This is a genomic window from Methylobacterium sp. Leaf89 (assembly GCF_001422215.1).
Classification (GTDB): domain Bacteria; phylum Pseudomonadota; class Alphaproteobacteria; order Rhizobiales; family Beijerinckiaceae; genus Methylobacterium.
Genome location: NZ_LMML01000028.1, coordinates 717681 through 735621, shown reverse-complemented (window position 1 = coordinate 735621; position 17941 = coordinate 717681). Strand labels below are relative to the sequence as shown.

The 17941-nt window shown below is 69.5% G+C and carries 17 protein-coding genes; 11 read left to right on the top strand and 6 right to left on the bottom strand.

Annotated elements, in window-relative coordinates; genetic code table 11:
- Positions 1–6: 6 nt before the first annotated feature.
- Positions 7–714 carry a DUF4142 domain-containing protein gene (locus ASF18_RS14635; RefSeq protein WP_056214857.1) on the bottom strand — a complete coding sequence of 236 codons (708 nt, stop codon included), beginning with the start codon at positions 712–714 and terminating at the stop codon, positions 7–9.
- 328 nt (positions 715–1042) lie between these two features.
- Between ASF18_RS14635 and ASF18_RS14630 the strand changes: the two genes are divergently transcribed.
- From ASF18_RS14630 to nudC, 7 genes are all read left to right on the top strand, one after another.
- The gene (locus tag ASF18_RS14630) at positions 1043–1900 is read left to right on the top strand and encodes a universal stress protein (protein WP_056214854.1); all 858 of its coding nucleotides are present in this window, start codon (positions 1043–1045) and stop codon (positions 1898–1900) included.
- A 94-nt stretch (positions 1901–1994) separates the two neighbouring features.
- On the top strand, positions 1995–2594 hold the full coding sequence (locus tag ASF18_RS14625) for a hypothetical protein (RefSeq protein WP_056214851.1): 600 nt from the start codon (positions 1995–1997) through the stop codon (positions 2592–2594).
- Between the two features lie 96 nt (positions 2595–2690).
- On the top strand, positions 2691–3290 hold the full coding sequence (locus ASF18_RS14620; RefSeq protein WP_056214846.1) for a hypothetical protein: 600 nt from the start codon (positions 2691–2693) through the stop codon (positions 3288–3290).
- Between the two features lie 68 nt (positions 3291–3358).
- The gene (locus ASF18_RS14615) at positions 3359–3997 is read left to right on the top strand and encodes a cytochrome b/b6 domain-containing protein (RefSeq protein WP_244472710.1); all 639 of its coding nucleotides are present in this window, start codon (positions 3359–3361) and stop codon (positions 3995–3997) included.
- Positions 3997–4776, top strand: coding sequence for a molybdopterin-dependent oxidoreductase (locus tag ASF18_RS14610; protein ID WP_056352559.1), 780 nt, complete (start codon positions 3997–3999; stop codon positions 4774–4776). Before ASF18_RS14615 ends, ASF18_RS14610 begins: the two co-directional genes overlap by 1 nt.
- A 46-nt stretch (positions 4777–4822) precedes the next feature.
- Positions 4823–5239 carry an HIT domain-containing protein gene (locus tag ASF18_RS14605; RefSeq protein ID WP_056352557.1) on the top strand — a complete coding sequence of 139 codons (417 nt, stop codon included), beginning with the start codon at positions 4823–4825 and terminating at the stop codon, positions 5237–5239.
- A gap of 4 nt (positions 5240–5243) precedes the next feature.
- Positions 5244–6149, top strand: coding sequence for an NAD(+) diphosphatase (gene nudC, locus ASF18_RS14600; protein WP_056352555.1), 906 nt, complete (start codon positions 5244–5246; stop codon positions 6147–6149).
- A gap of 18 nt (positions 6150–6167) precedes the next feature.
- Here nudC and ASF18_RS14595 read toward each other — a convergent pair whose 3' ends face one another.
- Positions 6168–7124, bottom strand: coding sequence for a D-2-hydroxyacid dehydrogenase family protein (locus ASF18_RS14595; protein WP_056352552.1), 957 nt, complete (start codon positions 7122–7124; stop codon positions 6168–6170).
- Between the two features lie 160 nt (positions 7125–7284).
- Here ASF18_RS14595 and ASF18_RS14590 point away from each other — a divergent pair, with 160 nt between their 5' ends.
- From ASF18_RS14590 to ASF18_RS14580, 3 genes are all read left to right on the top strand, one after another.
- On the top strand, positions 7285–10608 hold the full coding sequence (locus ASF18_RS14590; protein ID WP_056352550.1) for an error-prone DNA polymerase: 3324 nt from the start codon (positions 7285–7287) through the stop codon (positions 10606–10608).
- Between the two features lie 136 nt (positions 10609–10744).
- A complete protein-coding gene (locus ASF18_RS14585; protein WP_056352548.1) occupies positions 10745–11731 on the top strand; it encodes a histidine kinase dimerization/phosphoacceptor domain -containing protein in 987 nt (328 codons plus the stop codon).
- A 29-nt stretch (positions 11732–11760) separates the two neighbouring features.
- Positions 11761–12216 (top strand): hypothetical protein, encoded by a 456-nt coding sequence (locus ASF18_RS14580; protein ID WP_056352546.1) that lies wholly within the window; start codon positions 11761–11763, stop codon positions 12214–12216.
- A 63-nt stretch (positions 12217–12279) separates the two neighbouring features.
- Here ASF18_RS14580 and fae read toward each other — a convergent pair whose 3' ends face one another.
- The gene (gene fae, locus ASF18_RS14575; protein WP_056214816.1) at positions 12280–12819 is read right to left on the bottom strand and encodes a formaldehyde-activating enzyme; all 540 of its coding nucleotides are present in this window, start codon (positions 12817–12819) and stop codon (positions 12280–12282) included.
- A 246-nt stretch (positions 12820–13065) separates the two neighbouring features.
- Between fae and ASF18_RS14570 the strand changes: the two genes are divergently transcribed.
- Positions 13066–13281, top strand: coding sequence for a hypothetical protein (locus ASF18_RS14570; protein ID WP_056215381.1), 216 nt, complete (start codon positions 13066–13068; stop codon positions 13279–13281).
- Here the strand turns inward: ASF18_RS14570 and ASF18_RS14565 are convergent.
- The 3 genes from ASF18_RS14565 to ASF18_RS24775 all read right to left on the bottom strand — a co-directional run.
- Positions 13278–13724 (bottom strand): hypothetical protein, encoded by a 447-nt coding sequence (locus ASF18_RS14565; protein WP_056352544.1) that lies wholly within the window; start codon positions 13722–13724, stop codon positions 13278–13280. The genes ASF18_RS14570 and ASF18_RS14565 overlap by 4 nt on opposite strands.
- Before the next feature lie 143 nt (positions 13725–13867).
- The gene (gene metH / locus ASF18_RS14560) at positions 13868–17620 is read right to left on the bottom strand and encodes a methionine synthase (RefSeq protein WP_056352542.1); all 3753 of its coding nucleotides are present in this window, start codon (positions 17618–17620) and stop codon (positions 13868–13870) included.
- Between the two features lie 137 nt (positions 17621–17757).
- Positions 17758–17941 (bottom strand): methylenetetrahydrofolate reductase (locus ASF18_RS24775; protein ID WP_244472709.1); only part of this gene is annotated, 184 nt, incomplete at its 5' end.

The following is a 17941-nucleotide window of genomic DNA, read 5'->3' as shown; positions in this document are numbered from 1 at the left end:
TACGGTTCAGCGGGCGCCCGGAAGGCTCTGCGCCATCTGGTAATGGGCCTGCAGGACCGGCAGGGCCTGCTCCGCATGGGCGCGAAGGGCCGGGTTCGGGCCCGAAGCGGCGTAGGAGCGGAACATGCCGATGGTCATTTCGTGCGACTGGACCTGCATGCGGCCGTAGAGACGGTCGAAGCGCGGACCGGCGGGCGTCTGCGACAGCTCGGCGAGCATGGCCTGCTGCTGCGGGTTCGGCTGGATGATGGTGGTGCCGGCCGTGGTGTCCACGTCGCCGCGCAGGGCTTGGCTGCCCGTCGCCGCGCCGCGGGCCGCGCCCGAACCGATCCCCTCGACGCCTCCGATGGGACCGCCGCTCAGGGTGCCGCCCACTGCGCCGGCGGCGGCGCCCGTGGCCGCACCGACCGCACCACCCGCGACCGCAAGCGGGGCGGTGATCAGGCCGCCGAGACCCTCGTTGCCGCGCACCGCGGCGTAGTTGTTCTCGCCACCGGCCAGCGCGACGTTGGCGGCGCGGTGGTCACGGATTGCATCGCGGGCGAAGCGCAGCACCTGCGGGTTGCGGCTCTTGTTGATCGCAATCTGGCTGGACTGAATCTCGAAGGCGTTGGCCTGCATGGCGTCCATACGGAAATCGCCCATGCTCTGCGCGAAGGCGGGAGCGGACAGGGCGGTCATCAGGGCGGTGAGAGCGAGAGTTTTCTTGATCATGTGTTCCTCAAATCCGGCGAGACAGTGCAGCTCGAACGCGCCAAGGCTATTTCTTCCCGACGCGAAGCCCGCCTGTCACGATTGGGGGGCCAACGAGGAAGTTCCGAAGGGGTTCCCAACTTGGACAAAGTCTTTTCTGAGCTTTTTCCGAAAGCGACTGACCTTTGAAATGGCCAAGCTTATCGATCGATTAGTCGGTGTGCCGTGCCTCTTGGTTTGGCGACGCAGAGGCCTCGGGAAAACTTCAGGCGGCCTCGGCCATCCTGTTTTCCGGGACCGCGTTTCGCACTAGCTTGGGCCCATCGTGCCGCTGCGAGGAAGGCTCCCGATGAAGACCCTGCTCGTTCCCGTCGCGTCCCACGACGCCCTGCCCTCGGTCTTCGAGACCGCGATCCTCACCGCCCGCCGGTTCGGCAGCCTCATCGAGGGCGTCTCCCTGCGGCCGGCCCTGGCCGAGTACGTTCCCGTCGACATGGTCGGCGGCATGACCTGGCTCCGTGACGAGGAGGCCGACAAGGTCGAGGCTGAGCGCGCCGGGCGGCAGTTCATCGACTTCATGACCCGGGCCGGCTTGCCGCTCGCGGCCGAGGGCCCGTGCAACCCGGAGGCCCTGGCCGCCGGTCCGCGCTACCGCTGGCGGGCCGACGTGCCGGCCGGCGACGGCTTCCTGGGCCAGTACGCGCGCCTGTTCACCGCCACGGTGGTGGGCCGGCCCGGCACGGAGGACGGCGCCCCGCGTATGACCACCTTCGAGACTGCCCTGTTCGAGAGCGGCCGTCCGATCCTGTTGGCGCCGCCGATCGCCCCGGCTACCCTGGGCGAGGCGATCCTGATCGCCTGGAACGGCTCCACCGAGACCGCCCGCGCCGTGGCCTTCGCAATGCCGTTCCTGCGGCAAGCCAAACGGATCCGCGTCATCAGCGTCGAGGGTGGGACGGTGCCGGGCCCGACCGCCGAGGAACTGGCCCGCGCCCTGGCCTGCGAGGGCATCGGCGCCGACTTCCGGGCCCATTCGGCCGGCCGGCGGACCCCGGGAGAGGTCTACCTCGCCGAGGCCGAAACCTTCGGGTGCGACCTCCTGATCAAGGGCGCCTACACCCAGAGCCGCCTGCGCCAGATGATCTTCGGCGGCCCGACGAGCCACCTCCTCGCCCATGCGGCGATCCCGATGCTGATGGCCCACTGATCGATCCGCATCGCGCGCAATTGACTTGCGCACGTAGAAGATCGGGAGCACCGTTCCGGCGGCCGGTTCGAACCGGTCGCCAGGAATCCTCTGCATGAAGTCGCTGACCCTTGTCCTCGCCCTGTCCGGCCTCGCTCTCGGCCTGCCGGCCATGGCCGACTCCCCCGTCGTCCGCATCCGAGGCACGATCGAGGCGGTGGACGGCACCAGCGTCACCATCAAGCCGCGCCTCGGCGCCCCGGTGCAGGTGAAGCTGGGCGACTCCGTCCGGGTCGCCACCGCCAACAGCGCCAAGATCAGCGACATCCAGCCCGACAGCTACATCGGGACCGCGGCCACGCCGCAGCCGGACGGAACCCTGAAGGCCCTCGAGGTCGCGGTGTTCGCGCCGAGCATGCGCGGGACCGGCGACGGCCACTATCCGTGGGATCTCGAGAAGGAAAACACCATGACCAACGGCGCGGTGGGGGCCCTCTCGGGGACCACCGACCGAACGATCCGGGTGACCTACAAGGGCGGCGAGAAGACCATCACGGTGCCGGAGGGCGTGCCGGTCGTGGCCCTTGCCCCCGGAGACGCCAGCAAGATCAAGCCGGGCGCCCGCGTGGTCGCCTTCACCAAAGCGGATGCCGGCGGCGTCGCGGTGGCCGACCGGATGATCGTGGGCGAGAACGGCACCGTCCCGCCGATGTGAGCGGAGGCGCAGCCAGCCCCATCGCCTGAAGACGCCCGGAACACCGGGTGGGGCGGGCGCCCCGCGCCCGCCCTCCAACACCTTAGGGAGAACGCCATGATGAAGACGCTGCTCACCGGCCTCACCGTCGGCCTCGCGCTCGCCGCCGCACCGGCGCGTGCCGCCGACGTGGTGCGCTACCGCGGCACCATCGAGTCGGTCGATGGTTCGACCGTCACGATCAAGCCCCGCATGGGCGAGACCAAGACCGTGGTCTTCGGGGACGACACCAAGATCCTGGCCGCCAGCACGGGCCAGCTCTCCGACATCAAGTCCGAGAGCTACATCGGCACCGCCGCGATCCCCCAGCCCGACGGCACCCAGAAAGCCCTGCAAGTGACGGTGTTCGCCTCCTCCCTGCGCGGCACCGCCGACGGCCACTATCCGTGGGATCTCGGCTCCAACTCCACCATGACCAACGGTGCCATCGGCAGCCTGTCCGGCACCGAGGGCCGGACCCTGCTGGTCAAGTATCAGGGCGGCGAGAAGAAGGTCGTGGTGCCGCAGGACGTGCCCGTGACCCTGGTCGATCCGGGCGAGAAGAGCATCGTGGTTCCGGGCGCCAAGGTGGTGGCCTTCACCAAGGCGGGCGCGGACGGCAAGCTCAACGCCGCCGTCCTGATCGTTGGCCGCAACGGCACCGTCCCGTCGATGTGATCCCCTCCCCGGCCCCTCCGCGATCGCGGATGGGGCCGGGATTTCCATCCCCAAATCTCGAGGTCCCGTTGGCGATCGTCCCCGAAACACCGTCGCGCCTCGTGGTGATTCACCCGCTCGTGGTGCGGATCACCCACTGGATCAACGCCGTCGCGGTGTTCTGCATGCTGTTCAGCGGCTGGGCGATCTACAACGCCTCGCCGCTCTTTCCCTTCGTGTTTCCCAAATGGGCCACTCTCGGCGGCTGGCTCGGCGGCGCCCTCGCCTGGCACTTCGCCGCGATGTGGCTCTTCGCCCTCAACGGCCTCGCCTACCTCGCCTACGGACTCCTGGCCCGGCACTTCGCCACCAGCTTCCTGCCCCTGAGCCCGGGCGCGATCTGGCGCGACGCCCGCGCGGCCTTGCGACTGCGGTTGAGCCACCGGATCGGACGCTACAACGCCGTCCAGCGCCTCGCCTACCTGATCGCCATCGTGCTCGGCCTCCTCCTCGTCGCCTCCGGCTGCGCCCTGTGGAAGCCCGTGCAGTGGCAGACCCTGGCCAACCTGTTCGGTGGGTATGAATGGGCGCGGCGGGTCCATTTCGGCGCCATGGCGGGTCTCGCCGGCTTCATCCTCCTGCACCTCGCCCTCGTGGTCATCGTGCCGAGCACGCTGCTGGCGATGATCACCGGGCGTGCCCGCATCAACGAGGAGACCTCCGCCTGATGTCCCGCGATCCCGAAACCGCCACCCGCCTGAAGGCCCTGCGCAGGGACATCGCCCCGGACCTCGCCAGCCTGGAACGACGCATGCTCCTGCGGGGCGGCCTCTCGGTCGGCGCCCTGACGCTCCTGTCCGGCTGCGATCTCTCCACGGGGAGCAACGGCACCCTGGCCGACCGGGTGCTCTGGGCGATGTCGCGGGCCAACGACCAGGTCCAGCAATGGCTGTTCGACCCCACGACCCTGGCCCCCACCTACCCGGCCTCGATGATCGATACGCCGTTCCGCTTCAACGCCTTCTACCCGCCGGACAACATCCCGGAGATCGACGAGTCGACTTGGACGCTCGAGGTCTCCGGCCGGGTCGCCGACAAGACGCCCTGGACGCTGGCGAAGCTGCGCGCCCTGCCGCAGGAGAGCCAGATCACCCGGCACATCTGCATCGAGGGCTGGAGCCAGATCGGGCAGTGGAGCGGCGTGCCGCTGCGGACCTTCCTGGAACGGAGCGGCGCCGACCTGACCGCCAAGTATGTCGGCTTCAAATGTGCCGACCGCTATTACGGCAGCCTCGACATGCCGAGCGCCCTGCATCCCCAGACGATCCTGGCCCTCGATTTCGCCGGCCAGCCTCTCGCGCCCGAGTACGGCTATCCGCTCCGCGTCCGGGTGCCGACGAAGCTCGGCTTCAAGAGCCCGAAGCACATCGCAGCGATCTTCGTGACCAACGATTATCCAGGCGGCTACTGGGAGGACCAGGGCTACAATTGGTTCAGTGGGATCTGAAGCCGGCCCTCGCATCGGCCACGGTTGCGCGCTACATCGCAGCGACATGGAACCCGACTTCGCCCTCGACCCGCAGCTCGCCGCCGACACCGTGCACGTGGGCGACCTCACCCTCTGCAGCGTCCTCCTCATGGACGATGCCCGCTTCCCCTGGCTGATCCTGGTGCCGCGCCGGGCCGGCGCCAGCGAGATCACGGACCTCGCGCCGGAGGATGCCCGAAGCCTGATGGATGAGATGCGGATCGCCACCGGGGTGATGCTGGCGCTGGCCAAGCCCGACAAGGTCAATGTCGCGGCCCTCGGCAACGTGGTGGCCCAGCTCCATGTCCACGTGATCGGGCGCTTCCACTCCGATCCGGCCTGGCCGAAGCCCATTTGGGGCATCGGCACCGCGACCCCCTACCCGCACCATGCCCGCGCCCAGATGATCGAGCGCATCGGCGCCCTGTTCGCGGCGGCCTGAGGCGATGGTCGATGCCTCGGGCCAGCTCGGCTACGTCCACAGCCGCCTCGTGCGCCACTCCGCCGAGAGCGCGTCCGCGATCCCCGACCTCGACGCGCCCGGCGCGCGGATCGTCGTCCTGGCCGGCGACCGCGTCGTACTGGCCGGCGACACGGCACTCCTGACGCCGGAGGTGGCCGCCCGGACGGCCCCGCGCAGCCTGACGCTCTATCTCGGCCGCCTGGACGGCGACCCGGTCTTCGCCGCCGCCGTTCCGGCGGAGCTGGCCGAGGGCCTTGAGGCCGATCCGGGATCCCGGACCAACGACCTGCGCAGCCTCGCCGGCGAGGGCCGGATCGCGCCCCATGAACTCGGGCTCCTCGCCACGGCGAAGTCGCTGCTCGGCTGGCATGCGCGTCACGGCTTCTGCGCCCAGTGCGGAGCGCCGACGACCCTCGCGGCCGGCGGCTACCGCCGCGAATGCACGGCCTGCGGGACGCATCACTTTCCCCGCACCGACCCCGTGGTGATCATGCTGATCACCCGGGGCGATGCCTGCCTGCTCGGGCGCTCGCCGCGTTTCCATGAGGGCATGTATTCCTGCCTCGCCGGCTTCCTGGAGCCCGGCGAGACCGTCGAGGACGCCGTGCGGCGCGAGACCTTCGAGGAGGTCGGCCTGACCATCGGCGCGGTGCGCTACCACGCCTCGCAGCCCTGGCCGTTCCCGTCCTCGCTGATGATCGGCTGCGTGGCCGAGAGCCTCGACGCGACCATCACTCTCGATCCAGAGGAACTCGCCGACGCGCAATGGTTCTCGCGGGACACCGTCGCGGCGATGCTCGAGGGCCGCCATCCCGACGGCCTGACCACGCCGCCCCCCCTGGCGATCGCCAACCTCTTGATGCGGGCCTTCGTGGACGGGCGGGCCTGAGGCCCTGCCCCGGCCGGCTCATCCTAGGACGCGGATCGGCGCCCCATCGAGGAAAGCACGGATGTCCTCCACGATCTCGGGGAAATAGGTGCGGTAGTTCCGCTCGGTCACGTAGCCGAGATGCGGCGTCGCCAGCACGTTGGGCAGGGTGCGCCAGGGCGAATCCGGCGGCAGCGGTTCAGTCTCGAAGACGTCGAGGCCGGCACCGGCGATCCGGTTCTCGGTGAGGGCGGCCAGGAGGGCGGCCTCGTCCACGATCGCGGCACGGGAGGTGTTGATCAGGAACGCCTCGGGCCGCATCCGGCGCAGGGCCGCGTCGTCGACGAGGCCGCGGGTGCGGGCGCCGAGGACGAGGTGGATCGAGACCACGTCGCTCGCCGCCAGCAGCGCCGCCAGCGAGGGCGCGAGGGCCACGCCCTCGGCCGCGGCCCGCTCGGCCGTGAGATGGGGACTCCAGGCGCTGACCTCCATGCCGAAGGCCTGGCCGATCCGGGCGACCCGGGCACCCGTCTTGCCGAGACCGACGAGGCCGAGACGGCGGTCGGCCAGGTCGCTGCCGACGCTCGACTGCCAGGGTCCGCCCGTCCGCAGGGCCTGCACCTCCGGCACGAGGTGGCGGGCGAGCCCGAGGATCAGCGCCCAGGTCAGCTCCACCGGCGGCTCGGGGTGGCTGGCGGTGCCGCAGACCGTGACGCCGTGCGCACGCGCGGCGGCCAGATCGATCGAGGCGTTGCGCATGCCGCTGGTGAGGAGGAGCTTCAGCTTCGGCAGCTGCGCGAAGAGGTCGGCCGGGAACGGCGTGCGCTCGCGCATCATCACGACGATCTCGCAGTCCCGGATCGCGTCGACCAGCGCCTCCCGCGACGCGAAGGTGGTCCGCAGGTCGCGCAGGGTGAGGCGGTCCGACAGCCCAGACCAGTCGGCCATGGTGGGGCCGACGCCCTGGTAATCGTCGAGGATCGCACAAGTGAGCATGGGACATCCTGTCAGGGGAGGACCGGGCTAACGCACAGCGAACAGCTTGGCCAGCCGCCCTCGAGACTTTGACTCCGCGACGCGAAACCGGCACCCCGGGATCCGAAACGATCACGATTCGTTCTCGACTGCAGACGGGTGCAGCGGAGCCGGGAGGAAGATGGGGTCGATATTCGAACCGCCCGCCTATGCCGAGCTCGCCGTCACCACGAACTTCTCCTTCCTGCGCGGGGCCTCGCATCCCGGCGAGATGGTGGGGCAGGCCGCCGAGCTCGGGCTCCACGCCATCGGCATCGCCGACCGCAACACCCTGGCGGGCGTGGTTCGGGGCCATGCCGAGGCGAAACGGCGTGCCGCCGCCGGCGAGCCCGGCATCCGCTTCCTGCCCGGCGTGCGCCTCGTGACCGAGGAGGGCTTCGAGGTCGTGGCCTACCCGATGGACCGGGCCGCCTATGGCCGCCTGTGCCGGCTGCTGACCCTCGGCAACCGCCGCTCCGAGAAGGGCCAGTGCCGGTTCGATTTTTCGGAGCTCCTGGCTGCCAGCGAAGGCCAGATGCTCATCGCGGTTCCGCCGGAGCGGCTCGGCGACGACGACCCCTTCCTCGGCCATGTCCGCCAGCTCGCCGCCGAGGCCCCCGGCCGGGTCACCCTGGCGGGGAGTCACCGCCGGCGCGGCGACGAGCGTCGCCGCCTCGGGCGCCTGGCCGCCTGGGGCGAACGCCTGGGCGCCCCCCTGGTGGCGGTCTCGGACGCGCTCTACCACCACCCGGACCGGCGTCCCCTGCAGGACATCGTCGCCTGCATCCGCGAGGGCTGCACCCTGGCGGCTGCGGGCTATCGCCTGGAGGCCAATGCGGAGCGCCACCTGCGGCCGGCGGCCGAGATGGCGCGCCTCTTCGCCGATCATCCCGAGGCCCTGGCCCGCACGATCGAGATCGCGGAGACCTGCAGCTTCTCCCTCGACGAACTGACCTACGAATACCCCGACGAGCCGGTGCCGCCGGGTTTCACCGCACAGGGCTATCTGACCGACCAGGTGATGAAGCGCGCCCAATGGCGCTATCCCGACGGCATTCCCGAACAAATCGTGAACACGATCCAGGATGAGCTGCGGCTCATCGAGAAGATGAACTACGCGCGCTACTTCCTCACCCTGTTCGACATCGTCGAGTTCGCGCGCAAGCGGGGCATCCTGTGCCAGGGGCGCGGCTCGGCGGCCAATTCCGTGGTCTGCTACTGCCTCGGCATCACGGCGGTCGACCCCACCGAGATCCGGCTGCTGTTCGCCCGCTTCATCTCGGAGAACCGGGCGGAGCCCCCCGACATCGACGTCGACTTCGAGCACGAGCGCCGCGAGGAGGTGATCCAGTACCTCTACGACCGCTACGGCCGCGACAGGGCCGCGATCTGCGCCACGGTGATCCACTACCGCCCGCGCAGTGCCATCCGGGAGGTCGGCAAGGTCCTCGGGCTGCCCCCCGACATCACCGGCGTGATGGCCGACACGGTCTGGGGCTCCTGGGGCAAGGACCTGCCCGACGCGCATATCCGGCAGGCCGGGCTCGACCCGGACAATCCGCGGATCCGGCAGGCGCTGGAACTCGCCCACGCGCTGATCGGCTTCCCGCGCCACCTGTCACAGCATGTGGGCGGCTTCGTACTGACGCGCGGACGCCTCGACGAGACCGTGCCGGTGGGCAACGCCGCCATGGCGGACCGCACCTTCATCGAATGGGACAAGGACGACATCGACGTCCTCGGCCTGATGAAGGTCGACGTGCTGGCGCTCGGCATGCTGAGCTGCCTGCGCCGGGGCGTGGATTTCCTGGCACGCGATTACGGGCACGACTATCCGACGCTGGCCGACCTGCCGCGCGCGGACGAAGCCACCTACGCGATGCTGGCCAGGGCCGATTCGGTGGGCGTGTTCCAGGTCGAGAGCCGGGCGCAGATGTCGATGCTCCCGCGCCTGAAGCCGCGGGAATTCTACGACCTCGTGGTGCAGGTGGCGATCGTCCGGCCGGGGCCGATCCAGGGCGACATGGTCCACCCGTACCTGCGCCGCCGCCAGGGGATCGAACCGGTCGAATACCCCTCACCCCATCCCGATCACGGGCCTGCGAACGAACTCGAGAGCGTGCTCAAGCGGACCTATGGCGTGCCCCTGTTCCAGGAGCACGCCATGCAGATCGCCATCACCGCCGCCGGCTTCGAGCCGCACGAGGCCGACGGCCTGCGCCGAGCCATGGCCACCTTCCGGCACAACGGCCAGATCGTGAACTTCCGCACCAAGTTCGTCGAGGGCATGGTGACGCGCGGCTACCCGCGCGACTTCACCGAACGCTGCTTCAAGCAGATCGAGGGCTTCTCCACCTACGGCTTCCCCGAGAGCCATGCGGCGAGCTTCGCCCTGCTGGTCTACGCCTCGGCCTGGATGAAGTGCCGGCATCCCGACGTCTTCCTCGCCGCGATCCTCAACTCCCAGCCGATGGGCTTCTACCAGCCGGCGCAGCTCGTGCGCGACGCTCGCGCCCACGGGGTCGAGGTGCGCGGCGTCGACGTCAATGCGAGCGATTGGGACTGCACCCTCGAACCGGCCCTGGAGCCCCCGCCCCCCGGCGTCCCGCGGCGCTTCGCCGTGCGCCTCGGCCTGCGCCAGGTGAGCGGGGTGCCGCAGGCCGCCATGCACCGCCTCGTGGCTCTGCGGGGCAACGGCTATGCCAGCATCGAGGGCCTGCAGGCGGCCCTCGCCCTGCCCCGCAATGCCCTGGAGCGGCTGGCGGAGGCGGATGCGTTCCGCTCCCTCGATCTCGACCGGCGGGCCGCCCTCTGGGCGGTGCGGACCCTGGAGGGCACCTCCGCCCGCAAGGCGGCCCTGCGGACCGACGGCGACCGGCGGGCGCATCTCCTCGACACGCCGATGCCGCTCTTCGCCTTCCATGCCGATGACGGGCTGTTCCGGGCCGAACCCGCCGTGGCCCTGCCCGCCCTGGCGGCCTCGGAGCACGTGGCGGAGGACTACGCCGCCACCGGCCTCTCCCTGAAGGGCCACCCGGTGGCGTTCTTCCGGACGCGGCTCGCCCGGATCGGCGCGATCCCGGCTCGCGACCACCACGACGGGTCCCGCGTGGCGAACAATGCCCGCGTCACCGTGGCGGGCCTCGTCCTCACCCGGCAGCGGCCGGGCACGGCGCGCGGAACGGTGTTCCTGACCCTGGAGGACGAGACCGGGATCGCCAACGTCATCGTCTGGCGCGACGTGTTCGAGGCCAACCGCGCGACCGCCATGGGCGCCCGCTTCCTGGCGGTGCGCGGCCGGGTGCAGCGCCAGGGCCTCGTGGTGCACCTCCTGGCCGAACAGTTCCGCGACCTCTCGTCCGCCTTGCGCGACCTGCGCGCCGGCGGCCTGCGGCTACCGCCCGAGACCACCGATTTCGGCGCCCCGGAGGATCGACGAATTTACCGCAGCCGCGATTTTCATTGAGGCCGAATCGCGACTACGGGCCGAACCCGCTGGCCACTCGGCCTGCCCAAGACTAGAGCTGTTCCAAACCTCGACGAGACCCACGACGCTGCCCCACTCATCGACACACGCCCCCTGGTGGAAAGGCTGGCAGGTCGTGCATGCGACCGAGCGCCTGCGCGCGCGCGCGTGGCTGGGCGAGGGGGCCGCCCTAACCGCTTCGGCCCTCGCCCTCGGCCTGCGCTTCGCCCTCGACGACATCCTGCCGCCGGGCTTTCCCTACCTGACGTTCTTCCCGGCCGTGATCCTCACGACCTTCTTCTTCGGCCTGCGGCCCGGCATCACCTGCGCGGCCCTGAGCGGCTTCGCCGCCTGGTACTTCTTCATCCCGCCCGCCAGCACCTTCCTCATCGACGGGCCGACCGCCCTGGCCCTGTGCTTCTACGTGTTCATCGTCGCGGTCGACATCGCGCTGATCCACGTCATGCACCGGGCGGGCGAGCGGCTGCGCACCGAACGGCAGGTCTCTGCGAGGCTCTACGAGCAGCAGCGCACGATGTTCCAGGAGCTGCAGCACCGGGTCGCCAACAACATGCAGTTCGTGGCCGCCCTGCTGACCCTGCAGAAGCGCAAGGTCGGCAACGATCCGAAGGCGGCGCTCACCGCCCTCGACGAGGCCCGGGTGCGGCTGGAGACGATCTCGCGGATCCATCGGCGCCTGTACGACCCGAGCAGCATCGAGCGCCCGGTGGGGCAGTACCTCAAGGAACTCTGCACCGATCTCCTCGACGCCACGGGCGCCCAGAACATCGTCTGCCTCGTCGACACGCCGCCCCTGCGGTTCGATCTCACCCAGCTCACCACCCTGTCGCTCCTCGTGGTCGAGGTGGTGACCAACGCCCTGAAGCACGCCTTCCCGGACGGGCGGCGGGGCACCATCACGATCCAACTCGAGCAGCTCGATGCGGAGCGCCTGCAGCTCGTCATCGCCGATGACGGGCGCGGCATGCCCGCGGATTTCGACCCGGACGCCACGCGCAGCCTCGGCTTCCGCATCGCACAGGGCCTCGCCGGACAGCTCGGCGGCCAGCTCACCTACAGCAACGAGGGCGGCACGGTGGTCCGCCTGGCCTTCACGCCCTGAGGGGCCTCACCTCCCCGGACAGCCCGACCATGCGATTGCGCAGCGCCCTCCTCCCCCTCCTCCTCGGCGCGAGCCTGCTCGGACCCGGCCTCGCATGGGCCGACGCGTGCGACGACCTCGCCGCCCGGATCGCCAGCGCCATGGGTGGAAAGGTCGGCCGGCGCACCGGCCCCAGCATCGACCTGCGGGTCCCCGGCGGCCTGAAGCTCGACCTGACCTGCCGGGCGGAGCCCATCGTGCAGGCCGCCTCCTCCGACCCGACGCCCTCGGCCGCCTACTTCGCCGATCTCGCCCTGGCGGCCGAGATCGTGGTCGGCGAGGGTGCCGGTGCGGTCCAGGCCGCCATCGCCACGGCGCACGCCACCGCCCTGAAGGAGCGGCGCAAATCCTTCATCCAGCAGAACGGCTGGTCGGCGAGCTGCTACACCGACGCCAGTGGCTCAATCCGCACCCTGTGCTCGGTGGGACGGATCCCGCCGAGTTAGGAGGCTCCTTCTCCGGATGCGCGGATCACCCTGGATCCGCGCCCCGTCGCAGCTCCGAAAGGATCAGTACTCGATCACGTCTTCCAGGGCGTAGTGCTTCACCGTCTTCCGGTTGGCGATGAGCTCGTCGATGGTCGGCTCGCCCTTCATGGCGCGGCTGATCGCGAGCTTCGTCGCCTCGTAATTCGTCCGGTAGAGATCCTTGCGGTCGACGTCCGGGTCGGATCCGCAGCGCTCGTCCAGCCAGATCATGATGATCATGCAAAGCTCGTCGAGCCCGTCCTTGGGCAGGACGCCCTCGATCACGCAGTCGATGATGGCATCCCCCGTGGCGGCCTGGACGACACCGCCAAGCAATTCGGCATACTCGGCGGTATGAATCGTGACCTTCGTGGTCATCATCGTGGCCGGGCGTACGAGCTGGTTGAGATCGCGCACCACGAACATCCGGGTGTGGCCCTGGACCTGGCCCATCATGCCGGCGAAGGCCTGGCCCACCGGGCCGCGGGTGGAACCGATCAGCACCTCCGGCATCGCGTCGGTGTACTGCCCTTCCGCCGCGAGCACGGTCGCCTCGCCGGTACGGAACCAGATCTCGGACATGGGGTCTTCCTTCCCTGAATGATCGCCGTGCCCCGGGGGCCGGGATGGGTCGGGGCGCACAAACACCAGAGGGCGGCACGGCGTCAATCGCGGGGCGGATCTTCCGGCCCCTGGCCTCACGCCATCGGATCGGTCATGCAGGATCAGTCATGCAGGATCAGTCATGCAGGATCGGTTATGCAAGATCGGCTATGCAGGACCGCCAGCGACCGGGAGGGTCGAGGACACGGGAGAGGCGCAAAGCCCATGAGCGGAGAACGGGACTGGAGCATCGCGGTGGCGGCCGCGCCTGACGGGGTCCGGGTCGAGATCGGTCTGCCCGGTACGAACGGCGCCCCGGTCACGGCGATCCTCGCCCTCGACCGCGAGGAGGCCCGAACCCTGGCGCGGGCGCTGCTGGCGGCATCGGGCGACGCGATGGAGCGGACGTTTCCCCGCGCCTCGGGCTCCGGGGAACGCTAGAGACCGACGCGGTTGCTGCGGCCCGGCAGGGTCTGCACCTTGGCGTCGCGGGGCTCGATCGGCGCCGCGCAGGTGTAGGTGAACTCGGTCTGCAGGTCGGTGAACACGGTCTCGCCTCGGACCCGGCAATCCTCGCGCCCCGTCTCGTTCAGGTAGGTGCGCGCCGCATCGCGGAAGCGCTTGACCCGGGTCAGGGCCGGATCGCCGCCGACGAACGCATCGTCGATGCCGCAGCCGGTGGTCTCGCGCAGGGCGTTGGAGACGATCAGCATCTTGCGGACCCGGCGCTGGTCGTAGACCTCGTAGGGGTCCTTGCAGCCGATGGTGACGACCTGGGGCGTCAGGCTGACATAGGTCTTGGAGATGTAGGCGAAGCCGGTGCAGCCCGAGGCGATCAGCCCGAGCGCGACGGTGGCGACGAGGGAGCCGGTGAGCCGGTACACGATTCAGACGCCCTTCGCTGGTCTCGGGCCATGGTCGGTCCGGATCGGCATTGAAGCGCAGGCGCGCCCACGGTCAAGCCTCCGCCGGCCACATCCCGGTGTGATTCGATCCCGCCCCGGCTTCCGGGACGGGATCGCGCATCCTACTCGGCGGCGGCCGCGAGGTAGCGGCCCGGATCGTAGTTCAGGATGGGGCCGAGCCAGCGCTCGACCTCGCGCACATCCATGTCCTTGCGGACGGCATAGTCCTCGACCTGGTCGCGCTCCACCTTGGCGACGCCGAAGTAATGCGCCTCCGGATGGGCGATGTAGAGGCCCGAGACCGAGGAGCCCGGCCACATGGCGTAAGACTCGGTGAGCTTCACGCCGATGCGCGATTCCGCCTTGAGGAGATCGAACAGCGTGACCTTCTCGGTGTGGTCGGGCTGCGAGGGATAGCCGGGCGCGGGACGGATACCGGCATATTCCTCGCGCACGAGGTCTGTCGGCGTGAAGGTCTCGTCGGCGGCGTAGCCCCAGAACTCGCGGCGGACCCGCTCGTGCATGCGCTCGGCCAACGCCTCGGCGATGCGGTCGGCGAGCGCCTTAACCAGGATCGAGCGATAATCGTCGTTGGCCCGCTCGAAGCGCTCGGCGATGCGCACCTCCTCCAGGCCCGCCGTGACGACGAAGCCGCCGACATAGTCGGCGATCCCCGTCTCGGCCGGCGCGACGAAGTCGGACAGGCAGGTGTTGGCGCGCCCGTCGCGCTTCGTCAGCTGCTGGCGCAGGCCGAAGAAGGTCGCGAGGGTCTCCGAGCGGCTCTCGCCGGTGAACAGCGTGATGTCGTCGCCCAGGCTGTTCGCCGGCCAGAAGCCGATGATCGCCTTCGGGTTGAACCAGCGCTCGGAGACGATCTGGGCCAGCATCTCCTGGGCGTCGTCGAACAGGGCCTTGGCGGCCGGCCCCTGGTTGGGATCCTCGAAGATCGCCGGGTAGCGGCCCTTGAACTCGTAGGTCTGCAGGAACGGCGTCCAGTCGATGTAGGGCACGAGGTCCGCGACCTCGTAGGAGCTGTAGACCCGCACGCCGGTGAAGCTCGGCTTCTTCGGCTGGTAGCCCGACCAGTCGATCCGGAACGGGTTGGCGCGGGCTTTCGCCAGCGGTAGGCGCTGCTTGTCGAGCTCCGAGCGGGCATGGGCGTCCGAGACCTTGCGGTACTCGGCGCGGATGTTGGCGATGGTCGAATCCCGCGTCTCCTTCGAGAGCAGGCTGGAGACCACGCCGACGGCGCGGCTCGCATCGGTGACGTAGACGGTCTGGCCGCGGTTGTAGGAGGGATGGATCTTCACCGCCGTGTGGACGCGGCTCGTGGTGGCGCCGCCGATGAGGAGCGGCACGTCGAAGCCCTCGCGCTCCATCTCGGCCGCGACGTGCACCATCTCGTCCAGCGACGGGGTGATGAGGCCGGACAGGCCGACGATGTCGACGTTCTCGCGCTTGGCGACGTCGAGGATCTTGGCCGCCGGCACCATCACGCCGAGGTCGATGATCTCGTAGTTGTTGCAGGCGAGCACGACGCCGACGATGTTCTTGCCGATGTCGTGGACATCGCCCTTCACGGTCGCCATCAGGATCTTGCCGGCGGCTTGGCGCTTGCCGTCGCCGCCGTTGGCGAGCTTCTCCGCCTCCATGAAGGGCTCGAGATAGGCGACCGCCTGCTTCATCACGCGGGCCGACTTCACCACCTGCGGCAGGAACATCTTGCCCGAGCCGAACAGGTCGCCCACCACGTTCATGCCGGCCATGAGCGGGCCCTCGATGACGTGGAGCGGACGCTCCACCCCGAGGCGGGCCTCCTCCGTGTCGGCGACGATGTATTCGGTGATCCCGTTGACGAGCGCGTGCTCGATGCGCTTCTCGACAGGCGCCTCGCGCCAGGACAGGTCGGCGGTCTTGGCCTGGACGCCGCCGCCGGACTTGAAGCGTTCGGCCGCCTCCAGCAGGCGATCGGTGGCATCGTCGCGCCGGTTGAGGACGACGTCCTCGCAGAGTTCGCGCAGCTCGGGCGGCAGCTCGTCGTAGATCGCGAGCTGGCCGGCATTCACGATGCCCATGTCCATGCCGACCTGGATCGCATGGTAAAGGAACACCGCGTGCATGGCCTCGCGCACCGGCTCGTTGCCGCGGAAGGCGAAGCTGAGGTTCGAGATGCCGCCCGAGATGTGGGCGTGGGGCAGGGTCTCGCGGATGGTCTTGGTCGCCTCGATGAAGGCGACGCCGTAGCCGTTGTGCTCCTCGATGCCGGTGGCGACGGCGAACACGTTCGGGTCGAAGATGATGTCTTCCGGCGGGAAGCCGACCTCTTCGGTCAGGACCCTGTAGGCCTTGGTGCAGATCTCGACCTTGCGCTCCAGCGTGTCGGCCTGGCCCTGCTCGTCGAAGGCCATCACCACGATCGCCGCGCCGTAGGAGCGGCACACCCGGGCGTCGTGGACGAACTTCTCGACGCCCTCCTTCATGGAGATCGAGTTCACGATCGCCTTGCCCTGGACGCACTTGAGCCCGGCCTCGATGACGTGGAACTTCGAGGAATCGATCATCACCGGCACGCGGGCGATGTCGGGCTCGGCGGCGACGAGGTTGAGAAACTCCACCATCGCCTTCTCGGAATCCAGCAGACCCTCGTCCATGTTGACGTCGATGATGCTGGCGCCCGCCGCCACCTGGTCGCGGGCGACGTCGAGAGCGGCGGCGTAGTCGCCGGCGGTGATGAGCTTCCTGAACTTGGCCGAGCCGGTGACGTTGGTGCGCTCGCCGACGTTCACGAAGGGGATCTCCTTCGTCAGCGTGAACGGCTCCAGGCCCGACAGGCGCATCAGGCGCGGCACTTCGGGAATGGCGCGGGGCTTCACGCCCTCTACGGCCTGCGCGATGGCGCGGATGTGGTCCGGCGTGGTGCCGCAGCAGCCGCCGACCATGTTGACGAGGCCGGCGGTGGCGAACTCGCCCACCAGCTTGCCCATGGCCTCGGGGCTCTCGTCGTAGAGGCCGAACTCGTTGGGCAGGCCGGCATTCGGGTAGGCGCAGACCAGGGTGTCGGCGATGCGCGACAGCTCCGAGATATGGCCGCGCATCTCCTTGGCGCCCAGCGCGCAGTTCAGCCCGATGGTGAGCGGGCCGGCGTGGCGGAGCGCGTTCCAGAATGCCTCCGGGGTCTGGCCCGAGAGGGTGCGGCCGGAGAGGTCGGTGATCGTGCCCGAGATCATGATCGGCAGGGCCATGCCCCGCTCCTCGAACACCGCCCAGGCGGCGGCGACCGCCGCTTTGGCGTTCAGCGTGTCGAAGATGGTCTCGATCAGGATGAGCTCGGCGCCGCCATCCATCAGGCCGCGCACCTGCTCCTCGTAGGCCTGTTTGACCTCGTCGAAGGTCACGGCCCGGTAGCCGGGATTGTTGACGTCCGGCGAGATCGACAGGGTGCGGTTGGTCGGGCCGATGGCGCCGGCCACGAAGCGGCGGCGGCCGTCTTGGCGCTCGGCGAGCTGGGCGGCCTCGCGGGCAAGGCGCGCGCCTTGCGCGTTCAGCTCGTGGATGATCGATTCCATGCCGTAATCGGCCTGGGCGATCGTGGTGCCCGAGAAGGTGTTGGTCTCGCAGACGTCGGCCCCGGCCAGGAAGTAATCGAGGTGGATCTGCCGGATCGCGTCGGGCTGGGTGAGGATCAAAAGGTCGTTGTTGCCCTTCTGGTCGTGCGCATGGTCGCCGAAGCGGTCACCGCGGAAGTCCGCCTCGCCGTAGCCCAGGCGCTGGATCACAGTTCCCATCGCCCCGTCGAGGACGAGGATTTTCTCGCCCGCGCGCTGGCGCAGGGCGGCTTCGATCTCTTTTCCGTCGACGGGGCGCAGGTCGGTCATGGGTTTCTCACGCATCGTTCCGGGACCGCGGCGCGGCACCCGGAACCCGGAACCGCGACGGGTCCGGACAGTGAAGTTCGACAGGGTCGGCGTGTCGGATCCCGGACTCGCCTTCGGCGCCCCGGGATGACGTTTGCTTATGCCGCCTTGGCGGCGACCTTGGGTGCCTGCGCCCGCAGGCCGAGCACGTGACAGATGGCGTAGACGAGGTCGGACCGGTTCATCGAGTAGAAGTGGAAGTCGTTGACGCCGTGGTCGACGAGGTCGAGCACCTGCTCGGCCGCCACCGCCGCCGCCACGAGGCGCCGGGTCTCGACGTCG